The organism is Pseudomonas saxonica (assembly GCF_007858365.1).
GTDB classification, from domain to species: domain Bacteria; phylum Pseudomonadota; class Gammaproteobacteria; order Pseudomonadales; family Pseudomonadaceae; genus Aquipseudomonas; species Aquipseudomonas saxonica.
In genome coordinates this window covers 1-13,349 of sequence record NZ_VFIO01000004.1, presented here as the reverse complement: position 1 = coordinate 13,349, position 13,349 = coordinate 1, and the positions used below count along the sequence as shown (strand labels likewise).

Genomic DNA, 13,349 nt, shown 5'->3' with positions numbered 1-13,349 from the left:
GTTAATGCTCCTTGCGCTGGGTTGCCGCTTCGTACGCGGCGCGGCCACGGGGGCCATGGAAATACTCATGAATCCAAGGGTCGTCGAAGTTCTCGACCTCGCTGATCGGTGCTGCCACCAACACTTTTTTCTGTGACAACACCGCCACCCGGTCAGTGATGGTGTACAGCGTATCGAGGTCGTGAGTGACCAGAAACACGCTCAAACCCAGCGCATCGCGCAGGGTTAGAATCAGTTGATCAAATGCCGCCGCGCCAATCGGGTCCAGGCCGGCCGTAGGCTCATCGAGAAACAGGATGTCCGGATCCAGCGCCAGCGCTCGGGCCAGTGCCGCACGCTTGATCATCCCGCCAGACAGCTCGGACGGGTATTTATTGGCCGCCACCAGCGGCAACCCGGCCAACGCCAATTTGACCAGTGCCAGGTGTTCGGCGTCAGGGCGGCTCAAACCAGCGTGTTCGATCAAGGGCAGGGCGATGTTCTCGGTCACGGTCAGCGATGAAAACAACGCGCCCATCTGGAATAACACGCCGAAACGTCGCTCAAGCTTGGAGCGCTGTTCCTCGGGCAGGCTCATCAAGTCTTGCCCGAACACGCGCACTTGCCCTTCATTGGGCCGCCGCAGGCCGACAATACTGCGCAGCAATACCGATTTGCCGGTACCCGAGCCGCCCACTACGCCCAATATTTCCCCTTTATACACATCAAGGTCCAGATGCTCGTGCACGCTCTGGGTGCCAAAGCGATTGCACAGGTCTCGTACCTCGATGACCGCCTCGCCGGGCGTTCGCGTTGGACTTTTCACCAGCCCATCTCCATAAAGAACAGCGCCGCTACCGCGTCGAGCACAATCACGATAAAGATCGATTGCACCACGCTGGACGTCGTGTGTTCGCCCACCGACTCAGCGCTGCCGCTGACTTTAAAGCCTTCAAGGCACCCCACTGCCGCGATCAGAAAGGCGAAAAACGGTGCCTTGACCATGCCGACCAGAAAGTTTTTGACGCTGATGTCGGAGTGCAGCATTGAAATAAACATGTCGGGCGAGATGCCCAGCGAGACCACGCAGACCACGGCGCCGCCGATGATGCCGGCCATCATTGCCAGAAAGGTCAGTAAGGGCAGGGCAATCAGCAGGGCCAGCACCCTTGGCAAAACCAGCAGGTCCATTGGGTCAAGGCCCAGGGTGCGGATGGCATCAATTTCTTCATTGGCTTTCATCGAGCCGATTTGTGCCGTAAAGGCGCTGGCTGTGCGGCCTGCCAGCAGGATGGCGGTGAGCAATACGCCAAATTCGCGCAAGAAGGAAAACGCCACCAGGTCGACGGTAAAAATGCCGGCACCAAAGTTGGCCAGCACCGTAGCCCCCAGAAAGGCCACCACGGCGCCCACCATGAAGGTCAGCAACATGACGATGGGCGCAGCATTGAGGCCAATTTGTTCGATGTGCGCAACCACGGGGGTAATACGCCACTGCGTAGGCCGAAGCAGATTGCGCGCCAGGGTTTGCAGGATCAGACCGATAAAGCCCAGCAGTTGCAGCGTGTCCTGCCAAAGCTTGTAGACGGCGCTGCCAATTCGGCACAACAACTGGGTAATGACATTCTGCTGAACCGTTTTGACCGGCACGCAAAAGTCGCGCATGGACGAGTAAACCGTTTGCAGCAGGGCCCGATCGGCAGCGGGAAGTGTTTGTGCGGTCTCGGTCAATTGACTGACGCGCTCAGCACCCAGCAACTCAACCAGCAATGAAGCCCCGGCGGTGTCGATGTTCGAGACTTCGTCCAGATCAATCGACGTCTGGGCGTCGTATTGGCCAGCGAGTTGCTCGGTTTGCTGTTTGAGGTTGGTGTAATGAGCAAGCGTCCAGTCGCCGCTGAGTCGCAGCCGCGCCGGATTGCTTGAGGTGTCTAGTTGGGCAGTGCCCGCCGTGGCTGTAATGGTCGTCAGCTCCATGCTCAATACGCTTAAACGCAGACTCTATGTAATAGCACAGTCTCGAAAAAGTGCCTCAGTTTGCCTGAGTATCAGGCGCTGGCGATTGATCTGGGTTAACCCTGAAGCGCAAGACACCAATCATCTGCCCGTCTTCTGTCAGTACCCTCACTTGCCAGCGACCCACCGGGTTGGGCGGGAAGTTCTGCTTGTGGGTCCAGGCGCGATAGCCTTCTTTGCGCCCGCCATGAATGTCCAGCGCAATGCGGTCTACTTCCTGACCATTGAGCTGCCATACGTGGTAAATCCGCTCATTCAGGCCCCGAGGGGCGTTGATTGATGTGTAGGCGTACAACCCGCGACTGCGTAGCTCACTCACGCTGATCTGCTTGATGCTGTCACCCGGTGTGCGGTCTTGCAGTTGCGTGGTTACGGCCACTTCGGTCATCCACAGCGTGGCGGGCGGCACCCAGGAGCGTAGCAGCCAGCCGGTGCTGCCCAGCGCCAATACGATCAAAGGCAATACCAACCAGCCGCGCCAGGTTTTAAGGGGCAAGCTGACGGCCAAGCTTGGGATTGAAAGCAGTACGGCGGCCCCCAGTGCCAACTTGTAGCTCTCTGAAGTGGTCAGGTTGAGGATGATGGGCAGGGCTGTCAGCAGCGCCGCAAACAGGGCCAGCGTATGCAACGCCAAAAACAGCCAGCGCCGGGGGGCCAGCCATCGGTAATACAGAGGGTCGGTAATGGTGACCAGTGCGCTGGCACCGAGCAGTCCGGTAAACACCAGCTGGCCGCTGTTCCAGGTCGTGGTGATGAAGAAAAACGGCAAGACGAAAAACAGACTCTCCTGATGGATCATCTGTGTGGCATAGCGCAGCAGGGGGGGCGGGATTTCGCGCTTGAACACCCGAGTGAACAATTGCGTAAAGGTATTTTCCAGCATGAGCCAAACCCAGCTCACCAACAGGATGACCGCGATCCAGCGGGCCATGCCTTGCTGACGGTCTACCAGAATAAAACTGCCCACGCCCGAGAAAAAGCCGAACACCGCGATCAGCCCTGGATAGCGCTTCATCAATTCAAGGACGCGCTGTACGTAATGGTTCCAGTTAGGCATGGGGCGGTTCACATTCTGCGTGGGAAAAATCCCCTACAGAATAGCGTTTTAGACAATGCCGGGTGTGGGAGTTTGGTGTCGCCAGTCCCGTAACCGGCAAACCTGTCACACAACTGCAATAATTGCGTTATCTAATGCGCCACAAGACAGTTAAATGACAAGAGGATTAAGGCATGGCTGGCAGGAGCATTTTGATCGTTGATGACGAGGCACCCATCCGCGAGATGATCGCGGTGGCACTGGAAATGGCAGGCTATGACTGCCTTGAAGCCGACAATGCTCAAGACGCCCACGCCATCATCGTTGATCGCAAACCCGATCTGATCCTGCTCGACTGGATGCTTCCCGGTGGTACATCGGGCATCGAACTGGCCCGCCGCCTCAAGCGTGAAGAGCTGACCAACGATATTCCGATCATCATGCTGACGGCCAAAGGCGAAGAGGACAATAAAATCCAGGGCCTGGAAGTGGGGGCTGATGACTACATCACCAAACCCTTCTCACCCCGTGAACTCGTCGCCCGCCTCAAGGCTGTGCTGCGCCGTGCCGGCCCGGCCGATACCGAGTCACCTATCGAAATCGGTGGTTTGCTGCTCGACCCCATCAGCCACCGAGTGACCATTGACGGCACTCCGGCCGAAATGGGCCCCACCGAATACCGCTTGTTGCAGTTTTTCATGACCCATCAGGAACGCGCCTATACCCGTGGTCAATTACTTGATCAGGTCTGGGGCGGCAACGTGTACGTGGAAGAGCGTACGGTAGACGTGCACATCCGCCGCCTGCGCAAGGCGCTCGGCGAGGCGTATGAAAATCTGGTACAAACCGTGCGCGGCACCGGTTACCGGTTTTCCACCAAAGCCTGACATAAGCTGCCAGCCGCCTTTCGCCAGTGCCCAGCCTGATGCGGTTGCGCTGTAGGCTAGCAACGAGTAGCTCATAACAGGACGTATGATCTTGAATCAAAAATGGCATAGCACGCTGATTCGTCATTTAGTGCTTCTGATCGGCGGTTGCCTGTTGATCGGGCTTGTCAGCGGCTATTACGGATTGAGCCTGGCTGTGGGCCTGGCACTTTATCTGGGCTGGACCCTCAAGCAGTTACTGCGCTTGCACCACTGGTTGCGCCAGCACAAACCTGATGAACCACCTCCAGACGGCTACGGCTTGTGGGGGGAAGTGTTTGACAGCATCTACCACCTGCAACGTCGCGACCAACGTGCACGGGGGCGTCTGCAGGCGGTCATCGATCGGGTACAAGAGTCCACGGCTGCGCTCAAGGACGCCGTGGTGATGCTCGACAGCGATGGCAACCTTGAATGGTGGAACCGTGCCGCTGAGACCTTGCTGGGGCTCAAGACCCCTCAGGACAGCGGTCAGCCCGTCAGCAACCTGGTGCGTCACCCTCGCTTCAAGGAATATTTTGAGGCGGGTAACTACGTTGAGCCGCTGGACATTCCCTCGCCGGTCAACGACCACCTGCACATCCAGCTCTACATCACGCGCTACGGCAATAATGAACACCTGATGCTGGTGCGTGATGTCACCCGCCTGCACCAGCTTGAACAAATGCGTAAAGACTTTATCGCCAATGTCTCCCATGAGTTGCGCACACCGCTGACGGTGATTTGCGGCTACCTCGAAACCTTGCTCGATAACGTTGATGATGTGAACCCGCGCTGGAAACGCCCGCTGTCGCAAATGCAGCAACAGGGCGAACGTATGCAAACCTTGCTCAACGACCTGCTGTTACTGGCCAAGCTTGAGGCCACGGACTACCCGTCCGATAACCAGCCGGTGGCCATCGACGCCTTGTTGCAGTCGATCAAGGGCGATGCCAAAGCCTTGTCCGGGCAGCGCAACCAGACCATCACGCTGGACGTTGAAAGTCATGCCGCCCTCAAGGGCAGTGAAACCGAGCTGCGCAGTGCGTTCTCCAACTTGATCTTCAACGCGGTCAAATACACCCCGGACGGTGGCAGCATTCAGATCCGCTGGTGGGCCGATGCATCGGGCGCGCACCTCAGTGTTCAGGACTCCGGTGTCGGCATCGACAACAAGCACCTGCCGCGTCTTACTGAGCGTTTCTATCGCGTGGACTCCAGTCGCAATGCCAGCACGGGTGGCACCGGATTGGGCCTGGCCATCGTCAAACATGTCTTGCTGCGCCACCGCGCGCGTCTGGAAATCAGCAGCGTGCTGGGGCATGGCAGCACCTTTACCTGCCATTTCGCTGCCTTGCAGGTGACCAGACCTGCGCTTTCGACAGCCAATGACTAAGCACCTGCGGCTTTTGCCCACTAGGCAAGGGCCGCATCTGCCGCTACATTGCGTTACATCTGTCTGATTAACAGACCTGAACCCCTTCTTTTCTCGAAATAACGGAACCCGTAAAACTCCATCATGGACCCTTCCCCTGGTTTGACCCTCGCCTCACTCTTCGCCGACTTCGGCATGATTCTTTTTGCTCTGATCCTGGTTCTGCTCAACGGATTTTTCGTTGCCGCTGAATTCTCCATGGTCAAATTGCGCGCCACACGGGTCGAGTCCATTGCCGACGTTAACGGCTGGAGCGGCCGGATCCTGCGCATTGTTCACAATCAGCTCGACGCCTATCTGTCAGCCTGCCAGCTGGGTATTACGCTGGCATCGCTGGGCCTGGGTTGGGTTGGTGAGCCGGCGTTCGCCCATATTCTGGAGCCGCTGCTGGGCGCTATCGGTGTCGAATCGCCCGAAGTGATTAAAGGCGTGTCGTTCTTTGCCGCCTTCTTTGTCATTTCGTACCTGCATATTGTGGTGGGCGAGCTGGCGCCAAAATCCTGGGCCATCCGCAAACCTGAGACGTTGTCGCTGTGGACCGCCGTGCCGCTGTACCTCTTCTACTGGGCGATGTACCCGGCCATTTATTTGCTCAACGCCAGTGCCAATGCCATTTTGCGGATTGCAGGGCAGGGCGAGCCGGGTGCCCATCATGACCACGCTTACAGCCGTGAAGAACTTAAGCTGATTCTGCACTCCAGCCGTGGTCAGGACCCCAGCGACCAAGGCATGCGCGTACTGGCCTCGGCGGTCGAGATGGGTGAGCTGGAAGTGGTCGACTGGGCCAACTCCCGTGAAGACCTGGTGACCCTGGACTCCAAAGCACCGCTGAAAGAAATTCTGGCGATGTTTCGTCGTCACAAATTCAGCCGTTACCCGGTCTACGATGCTGAAACCAACACGTTCCTCGGGTTGCTGCACATCAAAGACCTATTGCTGGAACTGGCCGACCTCGATCACTTGCCCGAGACCTTCAATCTTGAAGAGCTGACCCGCCCTCTGGAGCGCGTGTCGCGTCATATGCCGCTGTCGCAGTTGCTCGAACGCTTCCGCAAGGGCGGCGCGCACTTCGCTCTGGTTGAAGAAGCCGATGGCAAAGTGGTCGGTTACCTGACGATGGAAGACGTGCTGGAAGTATTGGTCGGCGATATTCAAGACGAACACCGCAAGGCTGAGCGCGGCATTCTTTCGTACCAGCCGGGCAAACTGCTGGTGCGCGGTGACACGCCGTTGTTCAAGATCGAGCGCTTGCTGGGCGTTGACCTGGATCACGTAGAGGCCGAAACCATTGCGGGGCTCATCTACGACACCTTGAAGCGGGTGCCGGAGGAAGAAGAAACCCTTGAAGTGGAAGGCTTGCGCATCATCATCAAGAAGATGAAAGGGCCGAAAATCGTCTTGGCCAAAGTCCTCAAAAAGGACTGAGCAGACTCTGCTGAGTACCTATGAAACACGGTACTCAGCAGGGTTCTACACCCTCGACTCAGCTCAAAAAAAACGGTCCAGAAACGCAAAATATTCCTCGCGTATCTCAGCCGTCTCATTCGCCAGATGATGCCGCGCGTTCGGCAACACCAGCACCTGCGGCTGCTTGAACTTGGCGTTCAACACTTCAAGGTTATGTTGCCAATCGACGGTTTTGTCGGCCGAGCCCTGAATGACTATGGGCTGCCGGGTGCAAGGCGGTGCGTTTTCGATACGGGGTATCCAGCGTGCGAGCGCCCCGACCCATGCGGTTGGCAGCCTTAATGGCTGCAAGGGATCGGCTTGAAGAAAAGGCAAGAAGTCGGGGTCATTGGAATTCTCGCTGAAGCGCCGGGCGATTCCTTTGACGAAAGGCCTAAGCAGGTAATAACTGAATTTCGACCAGTTCCAGTCCTTGGGCCTGACCAATGGCGACAGCAATACCACCTGCCCCTGAGCCGGGCTTGAATCGCCATAGCGCAGGACATGGTCCAGCACAATGGCGCCCCCCGTACTCTGGCCACATAGATGCCAGGGCTTAGGTAAATCCAGTGTTTGTGCTTCGATAAACAAACCCTGTAACACCGCCTGATACTGCGCGAAATCATCAATCCTGGCGCGCTCGCCACTCGACAACCCATGCCCTGGCAAGTCACAGGCAATCACCGCGAAACCGTGGTTCAACCCCCACTCGATGACATGCCGGTACAAGCCCATGTGGTCGTAAAACCCGTGGATCACAAAGAGCGTTGCTACCGCACGTTCGGGCCACCAGACTTGGCTGACCAAATCGTAACCTGCCGCACTGAAGCGTCCCAATTGCCGGCGCACAGGTGCAGGTCGTTGGGCAAAATCCAGCCCGTAAAAATGCTGGTACGCCAAACCATCGCTCGAAAGTGGCTGACCTGTGCTCAAGGGTTGCAAGCTGGCGCGCAAGCCATCGGGAGAAAAGGGTGAGGACATAGCAATTTCCAAACAGGCTTTATAGACCGACGATATTCATCTGTCGGCTCAAGCATGGCAAGCTACGCGTCCTTCGAGGACCCGATGGCATGCCTGTGTTCACGTTAAAAAACCTTCTGGCCTGTCTGCTGACGCTGTTATGCGCTGTGGGGTTATGGTGGGCCTACGACTGGTTTCAAGGCCGTTACATTCGCACGTTCAGTGATCAAGCAGTGCTGTTCGCCGGGGACACGCTGCGTTTACCTGCTGAATTGTCAGGGCCGGGCGCCATTCGCGTCGTGCACTTCTGGGACCCGGGTTGCCCGTGCAATGTGGGCAACTACCAGCACTTGAGTGAGCTGGTCGCCCACTACGCGCCACAAGGTGTCGAGTTTTATGCCGTTCAACGACCCGGCACACACGGCCAATTGCCCATCAGCCTGGGTGCCCTCAAACCATTGGCCAATGTCCACGGCGCAGAACATTTGAGCGCCAGTCCGGCCATCGCGATCTGGGACCGCAGCGGTAAATTGGCTTACATCGGGCCTTACAGTGAAGGGGCTACCTGCAACGCGAGCAACAGCTTTGTCGAACCTGTTTTGCAAGCCCTGAGCCAAGGCCGCCCGGCAAACGCCACGCATACTCTGGCGGTAGGCTGTTATTGCCCTTGGGCGAGTGCCAATCAGGCTGTTTCATCTCGAGAACAACCCGAATAAAGAATGTGCGAGCAATATTCGCGGCTTTGAGCCTGTAACAGTGCCGGTTTACCGAGTGCCCGTTGCAGGCCTTGTTCAGGACAATACGTAAAGCAGCCTTGATCACGCTCTATAAAGTTGCTCGAGCTGAAATGACCAAAGCTGGTTCGATCCTCGGTTTGTTTCGAGACCCGATGCAAAATAGCCGATACCGGCGACGGGCAGCGGGCCGTCAGGATTTCCATTGATAAGCCAAAGTTAATCACGAACAGATCTTGTGTGGCGTCGACCCGTTCCCAGCGATCACACCGATTCACTTCAAGTCCCTGGCGGGTGGTTCGTAAAATCGTCAGAAAGCCATCATCTTTGTGCGAACTCAAACCCACGGCGTCCAGCTGTGCGCGGTAATGATTGAACGTCAGATGATAGGCGCCTTCTGCGTGAGAACAGCTGCCGCTCCCCCTTAGCCAGACTGAAGGCGGGATGCCCGCAAACTCCAGCGCGGCACAGACTATTTGTTGGGATAAAGCGGTCATTTGTTCGCCGATAAGCGCAATCTCGACGGGGTAGTGACTGCCCCAGAACCTGCGTTCGAGCAAGAATTGCTCTATCTGATCGACCCAGCGATGGAACCCCAACAAGGCGTCGTCAAATGAGGTAGAGGTTAATGCCTTGAACCCGCCGTACAGGCTGGCGTCCCCTCGATAGAACTCATTGGCGAATTGATCGGCTGCGCCCACATCCAGATCATCGGGAATTTGCAGCAGGAATACACCGTTGGAAAAGGCTTGGTGTCGGTCTTCCTGACTGGAGAAACGCAACCTGCCTGCATCCATGCGAGCACACACCAAGTCAGCAGTTGAACCTGCCGGCTGTGGCACTTCATGGGGTTGGCAAACTTCGCTATAGGGACGACTTGCGGCGGGAGGGGTCAGGGAACGCAACATCCTTACTCCTTGTCAGCACAGTAACTAAAGATGATATGCAAAACGGGATGGCGCCAAGAAACATCAGTGCTGAAGTAACTTGTAATAACGTATTACATTTATAGTCCACACTAACTGACATCTACAATGTTTTATTGGGTAGGAAGTTGGCTTTAATATTGTGTGAATTAGCCTACAAATAACCCTGTTTGTTAAGTTTCGCGGCATATTAACGTTGTGAAACCCCCTTAAAGTCTCGTCATGAAGTAGGTCGGTTGCAGCCGTCGAGTGCAACACGGCTATTAAGTTACATGCCGCGAATCAGGCGCGATCCCAGACATTCGTATAGTTGAATATGTCGCTGGAGACCGTCATCAAAATTATTTCTCCTACTCAACAATCAAACAAAACCCTAGCGCGATAAGACCCATCCTACATACAGCACCAACACAGCCTTTGCACACTTGCGCACTGATTAGGCCCTGACGTTTTGTTACATCAGGGCGACCGCAGCGTAAGGAATCGAGGATGTCACCCTCACAGCCCCCGTTTCGTTTCAACCTGACCATTGATGGCGAACAGCTCATCAGTACGCCCTACCTCTCTTATTGGCTACGGGTCAGTGACCGATTAGATCTGGATCTGGTGGCACTGCTGCCTAAACCCGCCTTGCTGACCCCCAACCCAATCAACAGCCCCAAACGCCACGCACCTTTGTGCGAAGAGTGCGAAGGAGGTGTGTGTGATTTCTGACCCCCTCAACCCACAGCAATGGCTGACCAAAAACCCGCTGCGTCCCGGTGAAAGCCTGTACGCGGTGATCAGCTCAACCAGTGATGCCGACCCGCTCGCGGCCTACCGCAAACGGTGCGGGGTCGAGCCAGCGATAGCGCTGTGGGCCAACACGCCCTACGCCGATTGGCTGCCTGTCATGCCTTATTTACTGAGCCTGACGCCTGACAGCGGGTTTCTACAGTGGGTAGCTGAAACCGACGCTGACGATTGGGGCTGGCTGGCCGTGTCTACCGCTGCCCCAGAACTGATCACTGAGCATTTACGCGGCCTGACTCAAGTCTTGATGCCTGCCGGCGAGGCCGTGTTTTTTCGGTTCTGGGACGGCCGCCACTGGCTGCCGATTCTTCAGCACCTGAGCACTGCGGCGACTGACGTTCTACCGGTGTTTGACCGCTATTGGATCAACGGCCAGCCCGTGGCAGTAGGCCAGGGTGCGGCGCGCCCGGCTCAATCATTTCCCTGGTGGGAGGTTCCCCAAAACCTGCTCAACACCCTCGCCGACAAGGACCTCACTAACGTGATCAACAATTTGATGCTGTGGCTGAAAGAAACTCGAGCCGAGCTGTATTTCTCCACGCCCGAGTCGGTCTTGCGCCAGAAGGTCGAGCATTTCGTAACGTTTTCGGATGCATCCCAGGACGACGATAACCAGCGATTTATAGCCTACATACAGCAGGAACTCGGTCGATGAGTGCCAACACGCCGACCGGGCACAACAGCATTCTGCCGGATGTGCAGACCATCCTTGTGCAATTCAACGATTGCCTGGTGGGCTATCGCAAACAGACCGAAAAACGCTTTGGCGGCATGCTTGATGTCGAGCAAAAGTTCAGTGCCGGTGATAGCACCATCACCCGTCCTGTTAAGCGCCGTGGCCCGTCCAATAACTACGCCCAGTGTGCGATAGACGGAACCTTGACGCTCGTTCACGCCTTTGAGTCCGCGCATTTTGTACCGATTGGCAACACTCCGGTACGCCTGACTCCGCTGCGTCCTCACCCCCTCAGTGGCAGAAACAAAGGCTTTGAAGAAGCCATCGATGCGCCGGAAATCAACACGTTCATTGATGAAAGCGGCCGCAAGCTGCTGGAGGGCTGCAAACCCAATCAGGAATACCGCGTTACGTTTTTCCCCCAGACGAGCCCGGAGCAGATCGATCGTTTTTTCAATTCCTATCAGGGCTTGCTCAACGAGCTCGGCACTTGGCTAACCACTCAATGGAACACCGAGTATTTACCGTTGTGGCAGAGGTATGAGCAAGCCAGTAGCGCAGGCCGTCTATGGATCAATGCAGAGGCGCTGATCGAGGGCGTTATCAAATCTTTGATGACGTTGTGGGAAAACATCAACAAGCTGCTCCACATCGTGACTCACCCGGAGGAACACCTCAAAAGACTGAGCGCTTTTTTCAGTGCTGATCAACTCGAAAAATTATTAAACGGTACCAAAGAGTCACTCAACCCCCTGTACTTGGTGGCCACTGACGAGCCGCTGTTATGGGCGTATTTCTCAGCGCTTATTGCGTGGCTCAGGTTAATGCCGCCACCCATCCTTAGCGAAATAGTCGGGCTCTTGGCCGGCGAAGCCGGGCTCTTGGCCGGCGAAGCCGGGCTCTTGGCCGGCGAAGCATTCATCAACATTGGCGTCTGCTTGATCCTGACTGGCGGCCTGGGATTAGTAGCAAAAGCTGCGATAACAGCTGCGATAACAGCTGCAGTTGGCGTGAGCAAAGCAGCCAAATCCACGCAGTTGCTGGATGCATTTATCGACATGCTGATGCGCACCAGCAAAGCCCGCTCGACGACCCACACTGAATTCAGCAAACCCATACTCTTACAGGGTGAAGGCGTTTTTAATTCGGCGAAAAAAGGCCTGGTTGAGGTCACTCATCCAGAGAGTGGAGCGGTTACAGAATCCATCGCAGACGCCTCATTAGCCGTTCGCGCAAAACCTCAAAGCTACACCGAAATCGTGCAAGTCCAGCACGTCGACGACGTCCCGGCACAATCGAAAAACCTCAACGACCAGCCCGCCGAACCGGCTGACAAAACCTGCACCCAAGGCTGTCCGGTGTCGATGGTCACCGGCGAAGAACTGCTGACCCTCACCGACACCGTGCTCGATGGCGTGCTGCCCTTCGAGTGGACGCGCCTGTACCGCACCAGCGCCGTCGAAAGCCAAAGCAGCCTCGGTTTCGGCTGGAGCCACAGCCTGAACCATCGCCTGCAAGAAGACGGCGACGAACTGCTCTGGACCGATCACGAAAACCGCCAGACCCGCTTCCCGCGCCCCACAGCACAACGCCCGGCCATCACCAACAGCCTGGCCCGCGCCGCGATCTACCTCGGCGAAAAAGACGGCGAACTGATCCTCGCCCAAGCGGGCGCAACCCGCCGCTTCTACCACTTTCAAGACTTAAAACTGATCGCCATCAGCGACGCCTACGGCAACCGCCTGACCATCACCCATCGCGACGGTCGCCTGCACCGCATCGAAGACAAGTTTGAACGCGCCCTGATGCTGCGCTACCACAACAACCGACTGTGCGCCGTCGACTACCAGTACTACGACCACAGCCGCGAATTCATCGAACGCTCCGACGAGCACTACGCCAAACACCGCGTGCGTTTAGAACGCTGGACCACCCTGCACACTGCCGTCTCCTACACCTACAACGACGCGGGCCAACTGATCGGCGCCACCAACGCCCTGCAAGAAACCGAGCACTACCGCTACGACGCCGACCACGTCATCCAGGAACGGCAACTGGCCGGTGGCGCGACGTTTTACTGGGAGTGGCAACACCGCGGCAAACAGGCGCGCTGCATCCGCCACTGGAACAACTTCGGGCAGATGCACGCCCGCTATGAATGGGACGACGCCGGCACCGTCACCGTCCACCATCAGGACGGCAGCCGACAACTCTACGAACACGACAGCAACGCCCGCCTCGTCAGCCAGACCGACCCGGACGGCGCCACCCATCAAAAAATCTACGACGAACAAGGCCGCCTGATCGCTGAAAAAGCCCCCCTCGGCGCGGTGACCGAATACCAGTACAACGAAAGCGGACTTCTTACGGCCCTGATCCCGCCCCAGGACGAACCCACCTACTACAGCTACCTCGACGGCCACGTGCGCAAAATCAGACGCGGC

The 13,349-nt window shown here is 56.9% G+C and carries 12 protein-coding genes; 7 read left to right on the top strand and 5 right to left on the bottom strand.

All coding sequences use genetic code 11. From position 1 onward, the window contains the following. Position 1: 1 nt before the first annotated feature. Genes FJD38_RS12350 through FJD38_RS12340 form a run of 3 tightly spaced genes read right to left on the bottom strand, consistent with a single transcriptional unit; the run spans position 2 to position 3,052 of the window. Positions 2–808, bottom strand: a complete 807-nt coding sequence (locus FJD38_RS12350; RefSeq protein WP_272492548.1) for an ABC transporter ATP-binding protein — start codon at positions 806–808, stop codon at positions 2–4. Continuing rightward, a complete protein-coding gene (locus tag FJD38_RS12345; RefSeq protein WP_122781945.1) occupies positions 802–1,956 on the bottom strand; it encodes an ABC transporter permease in 1,155 nt (384 codons plus the stop codon). The genes FJD38_RS12350 and FJD38_RS12345 overlap by 7 nt, the downstream gene beginning before the upstream one ends. Positions 1,957–2,011: 55 nt before the next feature. After that, complete coding sequence (locus FJD38_RS12340) at positions 2,012–3,052, bottom strand: DUF5924 family protein (RefSeq protein WP_122781944.1); 1,041 nt, start codon at positions 3,050–3,052, stop codon at positions 2,012–2,014. Between the two features lie 173 nt (positions 3,053–3,225). Between FJD38_RS12340 and phoB the strand changes: the two genes are divergently transcribed. The 3 genes from phoB (at position 3,226) to FJD38_RS12325 (ending at position 6,796) form a co-directional block, all read left to right on the top strand. Then, the gene (phoB, locus tag FJD38_RS12335) at positions 3,226–3,918 is read left to right on the top strand and encodes a phosphate regulon transcriptional regulator PhoB (protein ID WP_122781943.1); all 693 of its coding nucleotides are present in this window, start codon (positions 3,226–3,228) and stop codon (positions 3,916–3,918) included. Positions 3,919–4,003: 85 nt separating this feature from the next. Further along, entirely contained in the window at positions 4,004–5,332 is a 1,329-nt protein-coding gene (phoR, locus tag FJD38_RS12330; RefSeq protein WP_167654268.1) for a phosphate regulon sensor histidine kinase PhoR, read from the top strand. Positions 5,333–5,455: 123 nt separating this feature from the next. Next, a complete protein-coding gene (locus FJD38_RS12325) occupies positions 5,456–6,796 on the top strand; it encodes a hemolysin family protein (RefSeq protein WP_122781942.1) in 1,341 nt (446 codons plus the stop codon). A gap of 63 nt (positions 6,797–6,859) precedes the next feature. Here the strand turns inward: FJD38_RS12325 and bipL are convergent, their stop codons facing one another. Continuing rightward, on the bottom strand, positions 6,860–7,798 hold the full coding sequence (bipL, locus tag FJD38_RS12320) for a phospholipase BipL (protein ID WP_146385548.1): 939 nt from the start codon (positions 7,796–7,798) through the stop codon (positions 6,860–6,862). Between the two features lie 89 nt (positions 7,799–7,887). Here bipL and FJD38_RS12315 point away from each other — a divergent pair, with 89 nt between their 5' ends. Continuing rightward, the gene (locus tag FJD38_RS12315) at positions 7,888–8,493 is read left to right on the top strand and encodes a DUF6436 domain-containing protein (RefSeq protein ID WP_122781940.1); all 606 of its coding nucleotides are present in this window, start codon (positions 7,888–7,890) and stop codon (positions 8,491–8,493) included. On the opposite strand, the gene FJD38_RS12310 is transcribed toward FJD38_RS12315, so the two are convergent. Continuing rightward, positions 8,460–9,419 (bottom strand): 2OG-Fe(II) oxygenase family protein, encoded by a 960-nt coding sequence (locus FJD38_RS12310; RefSeq protein ID WP_146385546.1) that lies wholly within the window; start codon positions 9,417–9,419, stop codon positions 8,460–8,462. The genes FJD38_RS12315 and FJD38_RS12310 overlap by 34 nt on opposite strands. Before the next feature lie 507 nt (positions 9,420–9,926). Here FJD38_RS12310 and FJD38_RS12305 point away from each other — a divergent pair. The 3 genes from FJD38_RS12305 to FJD38_RS12295 all read left to right on the top strand — a co-directional run. Then, the gene (locus FJD38_RS12305; protein ID WP_146385544.1) at positions 9,927–10,151 is read left to right on the top strand and encodes a hypothetical protein; all 225 of its coding nucleotides are present in this window, start codon (positions 9,927–9,929) and stop codon (positions 10,149–10,151) included. Beyond that, on the top strand, positions 10,141–10,884 hold the full coding sequence (locus FJD38_RS12300; RefSeq protein WP_122781937.1) for a DUF4123 domain-containing protein: 744 nt from the start codon (positions 10,141–10,143) through the stop codon (positions 10,882–10,884). Before FJD38_RS12305 ends, FJD38_RS12300 begins: the two co-directional genes overlap by 11 nt. Continuing rightward, positions 10,881–13,349, top strand: a 2,469-nt coding sequence (locus FJD38_RS12295; protein ID WP_146385542.1) for a DUF6531 domain-containing protein, incomplete at its 3' end; no start/stop codon positions are given. The genes FJD38_RS12300 and FJD38_RS12295, both read left to right, overlap by 4 nt.

What these genes read in the sequence shown, in the direction of transcription:
- FJD38_RS12345 (WP_122781945.1), bottom strand. Translation starts at nt 1,956, where the DNA reads ATGGAGCTGACGACCATTACAGCCACGGCGGGCACTGCCCAACTAGAC.
- FJD38_RS12340 (WP_122781944.1), bottom strand. Translation starts at nt 3,052, where the DNA reads ATGCCTAACTGGAACCATTACGTACAGCGCGTCCTTGAATTGATGAAG.
- phoB (WP_122781943.1), top strand. Translation starts at nt 3,226, where the DNA reads ATGGCTGGCAGGAGCATTTTGATCGTTGATGACGAGGCACCCATCCGC.
- phoR (WP_167654268.1), top strand. Translation starts at nt 4,004, where the DNA reads ATGATCTTGAATCAAAAATGGCATAGCACGCTGATTCGTCATTTAGTG.
- FJD38_RS12325 (WP_122781942.1), top strand. Translation starts at nt 5,456, where the DNA reads ATGGACCCTTCCCCTGGTTTGACCCTCGCCTCACTCTTCGCCGACTTC.
- bipL (WP_146385548.1), bottom strand. Translation starts at nt 7,798, where the DNA reads ATGTCCTCACCCTTTTCTCCCGATGGCTTGCGCGCCAGCTTGCAACCC.
- FJD38_RS12315 (WP_122781940.1), top strand. Translation starts at nt 7,888, where the DNA reads ATGCCTGTGTTCACGTTAAAAAACCTTCTGGCCTGTCTGCTGACGCTG.
- FJD38_RS12310 (WP_146385546.1), bottom strand. Translation starts at nt 9,419, where the DNA reads ATGTTGCGTTCCCTGACCCCTCCCGCCGCAAGTCGTCCCTATAGCGAA.
- FJD38_RS12305 (WP_146385544.1), top strand. Translation starts at nt 9,927, where the DNA reads ATGTCACCCTCACAGCCCCCGTTTCGTTTCAACCTGACCATTGATGGC.